This is a genomic window from Bradyrhizobium sp. S3.3.6, assembly GCF_040546905.1.
Lineage (GTDB): Bacteria > Pseudomonadota > Alphaproteobacteria > Rhizobiales > Xanthobacteraceae > Bradyrhizobium > Bradyrhizobium cytisi.
Map to the genome: position 1 here is coordinate 216,849 of NZ_JBEPOT010000004.1, position 13,693 is coordinate 230,541.

At 64.7% G+C, this 13,693-nt stretch carries 16 protein-coding genes; 9 read left to right on the forward strand and 7 right to left on the reverse strand.

From position 1 onward, the window contains the following. Window positions 1-24 precede the first annotated feature (24 nt). Entirely contained in the window at window positions 25-1,236 is a 1,212-nt protein-coding gene (locus ABID59_RS13665; protein ID WP_354083731.1) for a cytochrome c, read from the forward strand. Window positions 1,237-1,352: 116 nt separating this feature from the next. On the opposite strand, the gene ABID59_RS13670 is transcribed toward ABID59_RS13665, so the two are convergent. Next, window positions 1,353-1,994 (reverse strand): trimeric intracellular cation channel family protein, encoded by a 642-nt coding sequence (locus ABID59_RS13670; RefSeq protein WP_354083732.1) that lies wholly within the window; start codon window positions 1,992-1,994, stop codon window positions 1,353-1,355. Between the two features lie 165 nt (window positions 1,995-2,159). Between ABID59_RS13670 and ABID59_RS13675 the strand changes: the two genes are divergently transcribed. Beyond that, window positions 2,160-2,552 carry a hypothetical protein gene (locus ABID59_RS13675; protein ID WP_148750373.1) on the forward strand — a complete coding sequence of 131 codons (393 nt, stop codon included), beginning with the start codon at window positions 2,160-2,162 and terminating at the stop codon, window positions 2,550-2,552. Between the two features lie 163 nt (window positions 2,553-2,715). Here the strand turns inward: ABID59_RS13675 and ABID59_RS13680 are convergent, their stop codons facing one another. From ABID59_RS13680 to ABID59_RS13690, 3 genes are read right to left on the reverse strand one after another with little or no spacing between them, the layout of a single operon-like run. Then, window positions 2,716-3,525 carry an isocitrate lyase/PEP mutase family protein gene (locus ABID59_RS13680; RefSeq protein WP_354083733.1) on the reverse strand — a complete coding sequence of 270 codons (810 nt, stop codon included), beginning with the start codon at window positions 3,523-3,525 and terminating at the stop codon, window positions 2,716-2,718. 51 nt (window positions 3,526-3,576) lie between these two features. Beyond that, the gene (locus ABID59_RS13685) at window positions 3,577-3,927 is read right to left on the reverse strand and encodes an antibiotic biosynthesis monooxygenase family protein (RefSeq protein ID WP_148750371.1); all 351 of its coding nucleotides are present in this window, start codon (window positions 3,925-3,927) and stop codon (window positions 3,577-3,579) included. A gap of 24 nt (window positions 3,928-3,951) precedes the next feature. After that, window positions 3,952-4,260 (reverse strand): NIPSNAP family protein, encoded by a 309-nt coding sequence (locus tag ABID59_RS13690; protein ID WP_209959875.1) that lies wholly within the window; start codon window positions 4,258-4,260, stop codon window positions 3,952-3,954. Window positions 4,261-4,427: 167 nt separating this feature from the next. On the opposite strand from ABID59_RS13690, the gene ABID59_RS13695 reads away from it, so the two are divergent. The 3 genes from ABID59_RS13695 (at window position 4,428) to ABID59_RS13705 (ending at window position 6,695) form a co-directional block, all read left to right on the forward strand. After that, complete coding sequence (locus tag ABID59_RS13695) at window positions 4,428-5,126, forward strand: ArsR/SmtB family transcription factor (protein ID WP_187434741.1); 699 nt, start codon at window positions 4,428-4,430, stop codon at window positions 5,124-5,126. Window positions 5,127-5,232: 106 nt separating this feature from the next. Next, entirely contained in the window at window positions 5,233-6,240 is a 1,008-nt protein-coding gene (locus tag ABID59_RS13700; protein ID WP_354083734.1) for an alpha/beta fold hydrolase, read from the forward strand. Window positions 6,241-6,449: 209 nt separating this feature from the next. Further along, the gene (locus ABID59_RS13705) at window positions 6,450-6,695 is read left to right on the forward strand and encodes a GCG_CRPN prefix-to-repeats domain-containing protein (RefSeq protein WP_128966804.1); all 246 of its coding nucleotides are present in this window, start codon (window positions 6,450-6,452) and stop codon (window positions 6,693-6,695) included. 135 nt (window positions 6,696-6,830) lie between these two features. Here the strand turns inward: ABID59_RS13705 and ABID59_RS13710 are convergent, their stop codons facing one another. Then, window positions 6,831-7,124, reverse strand: a complete 294-nt coding sequence (locus tag ABID59_RS13710) for a twin-arginine translocation signal domain-containing protein (RefSeq protein WP_148750435.1) — start codon at window positions 7,122-7,124, stop codon at window positions 6,831-6,833. Window positions 7,125-7,465: 341 nt separating this feature from the next. On the opposite strand from ABID59_RS13710, the gene ABID59_RS13715 reads away from it, so the two are divergent. After that, on the forward strand, window positions 7,466-9,424 hold the full coding sequence (locus ABID59_RS13715; protein WP_354083735.1) for an alpha/beta hydrolase domain-containing protein: 1,959 nt from the start codon (window positions 7,466-7,468) through the stop codon (window positions 9,422-9,424). Between the two features lie 196 nt (window positions 9,425-9,620). Continuing rightward, window positions 9,621-10,268 carry a glutathione S-transferase family protein gene (locus tag ABID59_RS13720; protein ID WP_354083736.1) on the forward strand — a complete coding sequence of 216 codons (648 nt, stop codon included), beginning with the start codon at window positions 9,621-9,623 and terminating at the stop codon, window positions 10,266-10,268. An 80-nt stretch (window positions 10,269-10,348) separates the two neighbouring features. On the opposite strand, the gene ABID59_RS13725 is transcribed toward ABID59_RS13720, so the two are convergent. Both ABID59_RS13725 and ABID59_RS13730 read right to left on the reverse strand, forming a co-directional pair. Further along, window positions 10,349-10,696 carry a hypothetical protein gene (locus ABID59_RS13725; RefSeq protein ID WP_354036622.1) on the reverse strand — a complete coding sequence of 116 codons (348 nt, stop codon included), beginning with the start codon at window positions 10,694-10,696 and terminating at the stop codon, window positions 10,349-10,351. A gap of 103 nt (window positions 10,697-10,799) precedes the next feature. Beyond that, window positions 10,800-12,332, reverse strand: a complete 1,533-nt coding sequence (locus ABID59_RS13730; RefSeq protein WP_354083738.1) for an acyl-CoA carboxylase subunit beta — start codon at window positions 12,330-12,332, stop codon at window positions 10,800-10,802. 149 nt (window positions 12,333-12,481) lie between these two features. Here ABID59_RS13730 and ABID59_RS13735 point away from each other — a divergent pair, with 149 nt between their 5' ends. After that, a complete protein-coding gene (locus ABID59_RS13735; RefSeq protein WP_148750363.1) occupies window positions 12,482-12,886 on the forward strand; it encodes a DUF4260 domain-containing protein in 405 nt (134 codons plus the stop codon). Window positions 12,887-13,049: 163 nt separating this feature from the next. After that, window positions 13,050-13,646 carry a hypothetical protein gene (locus ABID59_RS13740; RefSeq protein ID WP_354084053.1) on the forward strand — a complete coding sequence of 199 codons (597 nt, stop codon included), beginning with the start codon at window positions 13,050-13,052 and terminating at the stop codon, window positions 13,644-13,646. Window positions 13,647-13,693: the final 47 nt, after the last annotated feature.

The window sequence follows — 13,693 nt, forward strand, 5'->3', positions numbered from 1 at the left end:
GAGTCGCAGCAAGAAGGGTCGACGATGCGGAGGATTCTGGTTGGCCTGGTCTTGTGCAGTGCGGTTGCGGGTGCAGCCGTTGCCGCTGAGCCATCGCCCGAGCTGATCGCCTACGGCAAGACATTGGTCGAGGCCGGCAACTGCGCCGGCTGTCATACCGCCGATCCCGCCAAACCGTTTGCGGGCGGCAAGCGCATCGACACGCCTTTCGGCGCGATCTATGCGCCGAACCTGACGCCGGACCGCGACACCGGGATCGGCGCCTGGCAGGATGCCGATTTCACCCGCGCCGTGCGCTACGGCATCGCGCCGGACGGCTCGCTTTACTACCCGGCCTTCCCCTACCCCTACTTCACCCGGATGACCAAGGACGATACGCTGGCGATCCGGGCCTATCTCGGCACCCTCGCGCCGGTCGCCAGCCGCAACAAGCCGCCGGAGCTGCGCTGGCCGTTCGGCTATCGCGGCTTGATGCGGGCCTGGAATTTGCTGTTCTTCACACCCGGCCTGTTCGAACCCGACCAGAGCAAGAGCGCTGTGTGGAACAGGGGCGGCTATCTCGTCACCGGGCTTGGCCATTGCGGCGCCTGCCACACGCCGAAGAACTATTTTGGCGCGGACAAGACCGCGCAGGCGCTGGCGGGCAGCGAGCTCGGCGGCTGGTACGCGCCGCGCCTCGATGGCGCCGCCCGCACCGGCCTGCAATCGTGGAGTGCGGACGACATCACCGAATATCTGCAGAGCGGCCGCAATGCGAGGAGCCACGCCGACGGGCCGATGGCGGAGGTGATCGTCAATTCGACCTCGAAGATGAGCGATGCCGATGTGCGCGCCATGGCAGCGTATCTGAAGGACCTGCCGCCGGTACGCCGCGAGCCGAAGGTGACGCCGCCGGATGAGGCCGAGATGAAAGCCGGCCAGGCCATCTACGCGAAACTCTGCATCGCCTGCCATGAAGCCGACGGCTCCGGCGCGCCGCGGATCTACCCGCCGCTGCCGGCCAACGCGCTGCTGCAATCGATCAACCCGTCCTCCACCCTGCGCATCATCCTCGACGGCGCCCACACCGTGACAACGCCGCGGGCGCCGAACACCGGCGAGATGCCAGGCTACGCCAGGCAATTGTCCGACGACGAGATCGCGGCGGTGACGAACTACATCCGCAATTCCTGGGGCAATGCCGGCCCGCTGGTGACGCCCGCACAAGTGGCCAAGGCACGCGGACAGCAGCCGTAGCTCTCCTCCGTCATTGCGAGCGCAGCGAAGCAATCCAGAATCTTTGCGCGGCGGCGGTCTGGATTGCTTCGCTGCGCTCGCAATGACGACGTGGATGGAGAGGGGCGACGTCAGCCTCACTCCTCATCCCCCGTGAACGCGAATTTCGGCATATCCCATTTGTAGCGCACCGCGAGCAGGCGAAAGCTGATGCCCAGCACGAAGGTCAAAATGGTCCAGAGCTCGGCGTTGAGATTGAGGCCGAAAGCGGTGGCATAGAACAGCCCCGTCACCACCGAGACGCTGGCGTAGAGCTCCGAGCGGAACAGCAGCGGCACGTCATTGCAGAGCACGTCGCGCAACACCCCGCCGGCGCAGCCCGTCACCATGCCGGAGACGATGACGATCGGCAGCGAAGCATCGATCTGCCAGGCGATGTCGCAGCCGGTCATGGTGAAGACGACGAGGCCGATGGCATCGAGCACGATGAAGGCGAGCTTGAACCGGTGCACGAGCCGGGCGAACAGGATGGTGAGGAAGGCGGCGCTGCCTGCCAGCGCGAGATAGATCGGGTTTTGCACCCAGGCCAGCGGATAATGCCCGAGAAAGAGATCGCGCAGCGTGCCGCCACCGAGCGCGGTGATGCAGCCGAGGAAGCAGACACCTAACCAATCCATGCTGCGGCGGCCAGCCGCGAGTGCAGCCGTCATGGCCTGCGCGGCGACCGCGACCAAGGAGAGGAAATGCAGCACGCTATCGCTCGGCGGCAGGCTCCACATCGCTTTGTTCCCTCAGTCCCGCAGTGGAACCTATGTCGGGGTTCCCGGATGAACAGGTTCCCGATTCCCGATGCGAGGCAACATACGACGAAAGCATAAAGGGACGCGGAACAGAATCTCGCATCTCCGGGTTGTCTCGCCGCAATAATCGAGGAGACCCAATCGATGGCTGACGACCGTTTTCCCAACGATCCGTATCGCCCGAACTTCGCCGACGATGAGTATCTTCGCGCGGCACGCCGGGACGCCGACCTGCAGGCCGATCCCGAGCTTGGCGAGGGCCCCGCCTCCAGCGGCAAGGTTGCCCTGTTTGCCGTGGCCGTCGCCTTGATACTGGGCGCCGTGTTCTACGGGCTGAATAATACCAGCACCAGTAACCAGGCGAGTAACGCGCCGGCAAACCAGACCGCACAGCAGGCGCCGCCGACCAACCCGGCTGCGCCTCCTGGCATGCGTGACGCGACCCCGCGCAACAACACTGCGCCGGGCGTGACCACCGGTGCGGCGCCAAGCAAGCCGGCCCCGGATACTCAGGCACCGTCGGACGGCGCCAAGTAACGCACCACTGTCATCGCCCGGCTTGACCAGGCGATCCGGTACTCCGAGACGGTATCGATTGATCGATAGGCCTCGGCTTACTGGATGCCCCGCCTTCGCGGGCATGACGTCGAGCGGACGCAAGAGCGGCGGGACACAACATCCCGCCGCTGTTTGTTTCTATCTAGCTGAACATCTTGTTCAGCTCGCCGCCGGGATAACCGGTTGCGAGCTCGGCAAACGTCCCCTTCTCCGCCATCTCCTTTGCGGCGCGCATGAACCCGCCCCAGGCGGCGCGGGCGAGCGAGCCGCCGACGCTGATGCGCCGGACGCCGAGATCCTCGGCTTCCTGCAACGACAGGCCGGAGCCGCCGATCAGCAGGTTGAAAGGTTTTGGTGCGACAGCCTTCACCACGGCGGCGATGTCCTCGCGCGTCTTCAGACCCGGCGCGTAAAGACAGTCGGCGCCGGCATCTGCATAGGCCGTGAGCCGATCGATGACGAGCTTGAGATCGGTCACGCCCCATAAGAACGCTTCGCAACGGCCGACCAGCAGCGTGCCGCTGTCGCCGATTGCCTTGCGCGAAGCCTTGATACGCTCGATCGCAAGTGCGCGATCATAGATCGGCTTGTCCTTGTCGCCGGTGGAATCCTCGATCGACAGGCCCGCGACACCGGCGCGCACGCCGCGCGCGACATTGTCCGCGACCTTGTCCGGCTCGACCGCAAAACCGCCCTCGAAATCCGCATTCACGGGAATGTCGACCGAGGAACTCAATGCCGCCAGATGTTGACAGACGTCCTCGACGTTGACGCGGTTGTCGGCCTTGCCGATGGTCCAGGCAAAGCCTGCGCTCGACGACGCGATTGCCTTGAAACCGAGATGCTGCAATGCCTTGGCGCCGCCGACATCGACCGGATTGGGCAGGATGAAGCAGCCGCTCTCGTGCATCTTCCTGAAATTCGCGCGCTTGTCAGCAGTTGTCACATGCATGTTTCTCTCCCTTGTTGGCCGCGCAGAGATAGGCACACGCGCCCACGAGCGCTAGTGCGCGTCGTGCACGGCGCGGCTGTCCTTTGGCGCCTGCGCGCGATCATTCATGCCGTAGTCGCGGATGACGCTGGCAATGCGCAGATGATAGTCGGCAAAAATCTGCGCTCTTCCCTTGGCCTGCGTGCGCCGGTGCTCCATCGTGTTGCGCCAGGCTTGCACGGCAGCTTCATCCCGCCAGAACGACAGCGACAGGACCTTGCCCTGCTCGGTCAGGCTCTCGAAGCGCTCGACCGAGATGAAACCGTCGATGGTTTGCAGGATCGGCTTCAGATCGGCCGCGAGGTCGAAGTAGTCCTGGCGATGTTCCGGCTTGGGCCAGACTTCGAAGATCACGGCGATCATGGGCGGCTCCTTATCGTTGATGGCCTACACTACCACCTTGCGCAGGAAGGTGCGCTCTTCCGCGAGGATGAATTTGTTGTCCTCGGCAAAATGGAAGTTCGCCATGCCATCGGCATCCTGCCGCAGCCGCGCACGATAGGCCTCATAAGCTGCGAGACTCTCGAAGCTGATCAGCGCGAACGCGATATTGTTGGTGCCCTCATGCGGCATGAAGTAGCCGATCAGGTCGCCGCCGCATTTCGGGATGATGGTGAGCCAGCGTTTCGAGTACTCCTCGAACTGCGCGCGCTTGAACGGATCGAGCTGGTAGCGGATGAAGACGGTGACGGACATGTGGGGCTCTCCTGATGTTTCCTCCGTCATTGCGAGCGCAGCGAAGCAATCCAGGAATCCCTCTGCAGGGACAGTCTGGATTGCTTCGTCGCTGCGCGCCTCGCAATGACGAGTTGGTGAAAAGCTACGCCCTTGCCCGACCGCAATGCTTCGGCTATCATCGAAGCATGAAATCAGGCCCCGACATCGCCATGGTCGCCGCGCTGGTCGGCGATCCCGCCCGCGCCAACATGCTCACGGCGCTGATGAACGGCCGCGCGCTCACCGCAAGCGAGCTCGCGCAGGAGGCCGGCATCACGCCGCAGACCGCGAGCTCGCATCTTTCAAAGCTCGAGGCCGGCAGGCTGGTCGAGCCGGAGAAGCAGGGCCGCCACCGTTACTACCGCCTCACCGACGACGACGTCGCCGGCGTGCTCGAAGGCCTTGCCGGCCTTGCGGCGCGCACCGGGCACATGCGGGTGCGCACCGGGCCGAAGGATCCGGCGCTGCGGCGCGCACGGATCTGCTACGACCATTTGGCCGGCGATCTCGGCGTGCAGATGCTAGATAGCCTGCGCACGCGAAACCTGGTCAAGCAGAAGAAGCAGGAGATCGAGCTGACCGCCGAGGGCGAGCGCTTCCTCGCCAAGAATTTGCAGATCTCGACCGATATGCTCAGCCATCCGCGCCGCCCGGTGTGCAAGGCCTGCCTCGACTGGAGCGAGCGGCGTCACCATCTCGCCGGCACACTAGGTGCCGCGATCATGCAGCGTTTCGCCGAGCTGAAATGGGCCGCGCGCGACGCCACGCCCGGCAGTCGCGTGGTGAATTTCACCCGCACCGGCGAGAAGCAGTTTGCGGCGCTGTTCGGCGGCGAGAAGGAGTGACCACGCACACAATTGCGTGTGAGCTTCCACTCTCATGATGGCCGGGCTTGACCCGGCCATGCACGCGCTTATGCGGATGGTCATTTCGTGACCGTCAGAGACCTCCATGATCCGCATCCTCCCGGCCGCCCTCGCCGCCACCCTGCTCGTTTTCCCACTCGCCGCCCGCGCGGCCGACACGCCTCAACGCGAGCCCTACGGCATCGCGCTCGAAGGCTTTGCCTATCCCTATCCCGTGCACCTGCTTCCGGTCGTCAATGACGGCGAGCAGCTCAGCATGGCCTATATGGACGTAGCGCCGGCGCAGCCGAACGGCCGCACCGTGGTGTTGCTGCACGGGCGCAATTTTCCGTCGAGCTATTGGGCGCCTGTCATCAACATGCTCAACGACGCCGGTTATCGCGTCGTGGTGCCGGACCAGGTCGGCTTCGGCAAATCATCCAAGCCTGTGGGCGAGCTGCATTTCGACACGCTGGCGCGCAACACCATTGCGCTGCTCGATCACTTGGAGATCAACAAGGCAGATGTCGTCGCCCATTCGCTCGGCGGCATGCTGGGCGTGCGCATCGCCCGCGCCTATCCTGATCGCGTCGCCCATCTGGTGCTGACCGCGCCGATCGGGCTGGAAGACTACCGCCTCTACGTGCCGCCGACGCCGACCGAGAAGATGATCGAGACCGAGGACAAGCTTACCGCCGACGGCTATCGAAAACAGCTCCAGACCAATTACGCGATCAAGCTGCCGGGCGATGCGATCACGCCGTTCATCGACGCCCGCTTCAATATCAAGGGCAGCCCGGATTATCCGCGCTGGCTGCGCGCCTTCGTCTCTTCGGGCCAGATGATCTATCGCGAGCCGGTCGCGCACGAGATTCCGCTGATTACCGAGCCGACGCTGTTCATCATGGGCGCCGATGACCACAACGCACCGGGCCGGCCCAACGCACCGGAGGCGCTGCGGCCGAAGATGGGGCAGAACGCCGAGCTGGCAAAAGCGTTCGCGGCGAAGATGCCGAACGCGCGGGCTGAAGTCATTCCGGACACGGGCCACCTCGTCTTCCTGGAGGCGCCGGAGAAGTACCGGGAGTTGGTGCTGGGCTTTCTCGGCCGCTAGCTAGCGCCATTCATGTCGCGCAAGGCCGTACGCAGCGAATATTCATGCCGCATTCAGGTCATGATTGGCAGGTTTGGATCGCGCCGTGCCGACATGTCGCAAAAATTAACATGTCGAATCGTACCTTTTGATTCATTGTGCGCCACAAGCGCGCAAACCCTACAATCTACCCCCATAAACTTGCCCCGAAGGACGAGAAGGAAGATCAAATGAAATATCTGTTTGCCGCCGTGATGCTCGCCAGCGCGGTCGTCGGCTTCAGCGAGGCGGCCAGTGCCGCCGGTGGTTGCGGCCCAGGCTGGTACCGCGGTCCCTATGGCGGCTGCCGTCCGATGCGCGGTCCGGTCGTCGTGGCTCCCGGCCCGGTCGTGGTCGCTCCGCCGGTCGTCGTCGTGCGTCCGCGCGTGTGCCCCTATGGCTTCCGCTGGTACGCCGGTCGCTGCCGCCCATTCTGATCTCTCGCACTTGCGAAATGGCCGCGCGGCGAAAGCTGCGCGGCCTTTTTTGTTGAGAGGCTTGGCCCATAGCAATTCGCCCATAGCAAAAAAGGGATCGCAATCGCGATCCCCTTTTTCAGTCCAGGCGCGGCGTTACCAGCGACGCCAGTGGCGGCGGTGCCAGCGACGGCGCCAGCCCCAATGACGATGGCGCCAGCCCCAGTGCCGGTGATGCCAGTGGCCGTGGCCCCAGCGCACCTGCTCCGGCTTGAGTTGGGCTGCTTCCTCGCTGCTGGTGACGGCAGGATGAGCGTCCGGATTGCCTTGCGGCATGCGGGGATCACCGAGCATTTGGGGCGCCAATGGCGCCGCCTGTGCGGCGGCCGTGAACGTGGCGGCACCGGCCGCGACACTCAAAGCTAGCTTCAAAAAACTCCGGCGCTCCATGACATGTCCTCCGCTTGGTCGATCAAGTGATGCAAAGGAAGTGTCGGGCTCGCGACATGAACTGCTGCTGAATCGCGCGTTCAGGTTCATTGCAAAGGCGACGGGAGCGCGTCCTACTTCGCAAATTCCTGCGCCAGCACCAGCGTCTCGCGCGAACGCTTCAATGTGACGAAGGCGGCGCGCTTGCTGGCATCGGCGACAATGGCGCGGACGACGAAGTCGGCGGCGGGCATCGGATTTCCTCCTGTTGTTTGGCCAGAGCATAGCTGGTTATAGTGCCGGCAACAAAAAGCCCGCGCGACGGAACATGAGGAGCGCGCGACATCGGGGAAGGACCGGCCATGCGCAGGATCATCACGGGCATCATCGCGATCGCCAGCGTCTTCCCCCTCGCTGCGCGCGCCGAGATCGTCCGCTTCGACATCACGGAACGCGTGCCCGCCTTCTCGGGGCGCAGCTTTGGCAGCGTCGGCACCTATGAGCGCATCACCGCGCGCGCGACCTTCGCGCTGAACCCGGCCGACGACCGCAATGCCGTCATCACCGATCTCGCACTCGCTCCGCGCAACGCCGACGGCAAGGTCGAGGCCACCGCCGACGTCGTGATCCTGCGTCCGACCGATCCGACCCACGGCAACGGCACGCTGCTGCTGGACGTGCCCAATCGTGGCAGAAAGCTCGCGCCGCAATTGTTCGACGATTCCGCCCAGCCCGGCGCCAATAATGCGGACAAGGCCGAGGATGCCGGCATCGGCTTCCTGCACCGGCAAGGCTACACGATGCTCTGGGTCGGCTGGCAGGGCGACATCCTCTCCAAGCCGGGACAACTCGCGATGGCCGCCCCGGTGCTCAAGGGCGTCACCGGCCCCGCGCGCGAAGAAGTCGTGTTCGACAACACGACCAGCCCGGTGCGCGCGACGCTGACCTGGCCCGCTGCGGATGCAGCCAACCTCAAGGTCACCGTGCGCGCCGCCTGGGCCGATCCGCGGCAGACGCCGCCCGGCCTCTCCGCCAAGCTTGTTGATCCCTCGACGCTGGAGATTTCCCGGCCCGACGGCTTTGACGCCGGCGCGCTCTACGAGATCACCTACACGGCGCGCGATCCGGTACCGCTCGGCATGGGCTATGCCGCCGTGCGCGACGTCGTCAGCTTCCTCGGCCACGACGAGACGCCGGCCAATCCGCTGCTCGATGGCCTGCATCCGTCGGTCAGCCGCGCCATCGGTTTTGGCGTCTCGCAATCCGGCCGCTTCCTGCGCGACTTCCTTTATCTCGGCTTCAACGAGGATCTCCAGGGGCGCATGGTGTTTGATGGACTGATGCCGCATGTCGCCGGCACGCGGCGCATGGCGACCAATGTCCGCTTCGGCCTGCCCGGCCGCAACCCGCGCCACATGCAAGACCCGGCGTGGCAGGCCGACCTCTTCCCCTTCACCTACGCAACACTGAGCGATCCTTATTCCGGCAAGACCGACGGCCTCTTGCGCCGCTGCTCGCTCTCGGCGACCTGCCCGAAGGTGATGCAGACCGACAGCGAGCACGAATGGTGGGCCTCGCACGCCTCGCTGCTGGTCACCGATCTCGCCGGCAATCACCTCGACCTCCCCGACAATGTCCGCGCCTACATGATATCTGGCACACCGCATTTCGCCGAAGCCGCCGATATCATGCGCAAAGGCCTGCCTGGGATGTCGCTGCCGCAAAACCCGATGCATGCGGGCATGCCGATGCGCGCGCTGCTCACCGACCTCAACGCATGGATCAATGACGGCACAAAACCGCCCGCAAGCCGCGTCCCCATGCGCGCCCACGGCACGCTGGTGCCGGCGCAAGGCGCGGTGCCGACGGACATCCCCGGCCTGCCCTATGCCGGCATCCATACGCTGGCCGCCTTCTCCGACCAGAGCGTGCTGCCGCCGAAGGAGATCGGCCGCTATCCCGTGTTCGTGCCCAAGGCAGACGATGACGGCATGGCGATCGCGGGCATTCGCCAGCTCGCGCTCGCCGTACCGCGTGCGACCTACACCGCCTGGAATCCGCGCGCGACAGGATTCGGCCCGACCGCACTCTATCCATTGCAAGGCGCAGTGGTGCCGTTCGCACCGACCGAAGCGGCGCGCAAGGAAGTGCACGATCCCAGGCTGTCGATCGCGGAGCGCTATGCCGATGACGGCGCCTATGTGGCGGCGGTAAAGCGTGAGGCGGCAAGGCAGGTGGCGGAGCGGATCCTGCTGCCCGAGGACGCGGAGCGCGCGGTCGAGGCGGCGAAGCAAGGCAAGCTGGCGAAGCTCGGGCAGTAAGCAAAACCCAGTGCCCCGTAGAGCGGGCAAAGCGGAGCGTACCCACCTCTTCTGACACCGGCCAACAGATGGTGGGCACGGCGCAGTTGCGCCTTTGCCCACCCTACCGGTCTTTGCCTGCGGAGAAAAACGGTCTCACGCTGTCGGAACGCGCCCGCTCCATCCGTCCTATGCCAAAACACCACGGAGACACGGCATGCCCGACCTCACCCTGACCACCTTCGACTGGGTTCCCGAAGCCCCGCGCGGTTTCGTGCGCGATCTCCGCGTGCGCTGGGCCCTTGAAGAGGCCGATCTGCCCTATCGCGTCGCGAGCGTGCCGTTCCGCGCCAGAAACGCCGAGCACTTCGCGCACCAGCCGTTCGGCCAGGTGCCGTGGCTGACCGATGGCGACATCTCGATCTTCGAGAGCGGCGCGATCCTGCTGCATCTCGGCGAGCGCAGCGCCAAGCTGATGCCCACCGATCCTCGCGGTCGCAACGAGGCGACGGAATGGCTGTTTGCAGCGCTCAACTCCGTGGAGATGGCAAGCCTGCCCTGGTCGCTTTTCAAGTTCACCGGCAACGACGATGGTTCGCCTGCCGTGAAGTTCTTCGACGACTTCCTGAGGGCCCACCGGCTCAAGCACCTCGAGCCGGTGCTTGCGGGCCGCGAGTGGCTGGCGGGGTCCTTCTCCGTCGCCGACATCCTGATGTCGGACGTGCTGCGCCTCGTCGATCGCTTCGACGGGCTCGCGGACAGCCCCGCCTGCCGCGCGTACGTGGCGCGAGCAACGGGCCGCCCCGCTTTCGCGAAGGCCCATGCGGATCAGATGGCGCATTTCGCTGCGGCAGACGAAATATAGTGCCCGGTTAGCCCATTTCATCACGAACCGGCGATTGGCCGTCCGAGGTGAAACGATCGCGGCTGGCGCGCAGCGGCGCCTCACATCAGCTTGAGCGGCGCGTCTTCGACCACGTGAAGGTCGATCCTGGCGATCAATTGCGCACGAAGCGCTTCCGCGGCGTGGAGTGCGTCATCCGTCTGCCGCAACGTGCTGACGTTCGAGCCGAGCGAGACGATGCCGCCGAGGATCAAGGCGATCGAGCCGAGCGCCGCGGTTTGACCAAATCCAAACACCCCTAGGATCGTGATCAACAGCAGAGCCGCACCGCTGGCGATGGCGATCCTGGACGCCAGGATGTATTTCCGGCAGCGCTCGGCGATCTCGGCGAGTGCCTCGATCCGCGCTTCGATGTCGGAGATTTCGTCGGTCGGATCGTCTTCGGTCATTGGATCGAGCATGCCAATGGTAGGGCGGATTAGGCGCAGCCGTAATCCGCCTCATTCAGATAAGTTGGCGGGTTACACTTCGCTAACTCGCCCTACGCTCCCCTCACAACGGCAAATTGTCGTGCTTCTTCGCCGGCGTCTCCACCTTCTTATCCCTGAGCATCGCCAGCGCCCGCGCGATCCGCTTCCGGGTCGAGTGCGGCATGATGACGTCGTCGATGTAGCCGCGCTCGGCGGCGATGAAGGGGGACAGGAAGCGGTCTTCGTATTCCTTGGTGCGCGCGGCGATCTTGTCGGGGTCGCCGATGTCTGAGCGGAAGATGATCTCGACCGCGCCCTTGGCGCCCATCACCGCGATCTGGGCGGTCGGCCAGGCGTAGTTCATGTCGGCGCCGATCTCCTTGGAGGCCATGACGTCGAAGGCGCCGCCATAGGCCTTGCGGGTGATGATGGTGACGAGCGGTACGGTGCATTGCGAATAGGCGAACAGCAACTTTGCGCCGTGCTTGATCAGGCCGCCATATTCCTGGCTCGTACCCGGCAGGAAGCCCGGCACGTCGACGAAGGTGACGATCGGGATGTTGAAGGCGTCACAAAAGCGCACGAAGCGCGCGGCCTTCCTTGAGGCATCGCTGTCGAGCACACCGGCCAGCACCATCGGCTGGTTGGCGACGAAGCCGACGGTGCGGCCCGCGATGCGGCCGAAGCCGGTGACGATGTTCTTGGCGAAGCTCTCCGCGATCTCGAAGAAGTCGCCCTCGTCCACGACCTTCAGGATCAATTCCTTCATGTCATAGGGCTTGTTCGGATTGTCCGGGATCAGCGTATCGAGCGACATGTCGATACGGGCGGTGTCGTCAAAGCTCGGCCATTCCGGCACGCCGTCGGTGTTGTTCGACGGCAGGAAGTCGATCAGGCGACGCATCTGCAGCAGCGTCTCGACATCGTTCTCGAACGCGCCGTCCGCGATCGAGGAGCGCGTGGCGTGCACCGAGGCGCCGCCGAGCTCTTCGGCGGTGACGACCTCGTTGGTCACGGTCTTCACCACGTCGGGGCCGGTGACGAACATGTAGCTGGTGTTCTTCACCATGAAGATGAAGTCGGTCATCGCCGGCGAATAGACGTCGCCGCCAGCGCAGGGGCCCATGATGACGGAGATCTGCGGGATCACGCCCGAGGCGAGCACGTTGCGGCGGAACACGTAGGAATAGCCGGCAAGCGCGGCGACGCCTTCCTGGATGCGCGCGCCACCCGCGTCATAGAGACCGATGATGGGCGCCCGCGCCTTCATCGCCATGTCCTGGAGTTTCGTGATCTTCAGCGCATGGGTTTCGGACAGCGAGCCGCCGAATACGGTGAAGTCTTTCGCGAACACAAAAGTCTTGCGGCCGTTGACGGTGCCCCAGCCGGTGACGACACCGTCGCCGGGGATCTTGTTCTTCTCCATGCCGAACTCGATGGAGCGATGCTCGACGAACATGTCGAATTCCTCGAACGATCCCTTGTCGAGCAAGAGCTCGATGCGCTCGCGCGCGGTCAGCTTGCCGCGGGCATGCTGCGCCTCGATGCGCTTCTCGCCGCCGCCGAGCTTTGCGCCGGCACGACGGTCTTCAAGGGCGTCCAGGATATTCTTCATTTGCTCCCGCCAGTTCTTAGCCTAAATGCGATTGCCGGGGGTTCTAACACGGCATTTTGTAAGCCGGAAAGCGGCTTTCGGCGCCGCAGGGCTGCCTTGCCGCAGCGTGAAAGCGCAAGGAATTACAAAGTTTTGCCTGGGAGGCGACCATGGACGAGCAAGCTGCCGAGACCGGGGCTGCGACAGGCGGCGTCAACATCCTGCTCCGCGTGGAGGGGCTGACCCTGTTCGTAGGGATGGTGATGCTTTACGCGGTCTGGGGCGGCTCCTGGCTGGTCTTTGCCCTGCTGTTTTTCGTGCCAGATCTGAGCTTCCTGGCCTATCTGTCCGACGCCAGATTTGGCGCGCTGGTCTACAACGCCGCCCACAGCTACATGGCGCCGGTGACGCTGATGACGCTGGGCTTCGGCTTCGCCTCGCCCCTCACCTTGTCCATCGCCTTGATCTGGCTCGCCCATATCGGCATCGACCGGGCGCTGGGCTATGGCCTGAAATATTCGGCCGGCTTCGGCTTCACTCATCTCGGGCGGATCGGCCGGCAGAAAGACGCCTGAGGCTTGCGCGCTTTAGCGGCGGGATGGCGGCCATTTTGTCGCCGCTGGCCGGTTGACCGGGCCTGCCGATTCAGGCTTGCTCTCGTTACGATCAGGCGCCGAATGTTGCGTGAGCTCAGTCGGTACGGCGGCGGTCATCATGTCCGGCTGCAAGCATCACCTCATGTCCGCCACGGTCGTTCCCCTGCTTCCGAACAGCGCGTCCGAGACCACCGGTTTCCTGCGGCGGATGGCCAGCATGGTGTCGGGGCGGAACGGCGAGATGCTGCTGCGCGCGGCAAGCCTGATCGAGTCGCTGGCGCAGCGGGCGATGACGGCCGAGCGGCTCTATCACCGACAGCAGGAGGAGAACACGCGCCATGCCGAGCTGCGCGAGGCCGCCGAGCTCGCCTCCGACGCCATGGTCAGCCAGATCGCCGCACTGCGGGCGCAGCTTGCCGAGGTGACCTCGGCCGCAGCCGCCGAGCGGGCCGCGTTCGACGCCGAGCGCGGCAAGCTGATCGGCCTGATGCAAAATGCGGAAAGCCATATTGGCAAGCTCTCGACCGAGCTCGACACGCTGCGCGCCTCCGTCGACAGCTTCAACGAGACCGTCGTTTCCGTGCCGATCGAGGTGCTGCGGCTGGCGCGCACCCAGTTCGACTATCTCTCCAGCGGTTTTGCGCGGAAGGGCGACGTGATCTCGCACGCAATGAGCGAGATCGGCGGCTTCGCCATCGACCAGGCGCTGACCGCAGAGAAGACGGCCGACAAGGCCTGAGGCGCCCGCGCGCAAATTGACAGCGCGCACTCCCGTTGATCTACTTC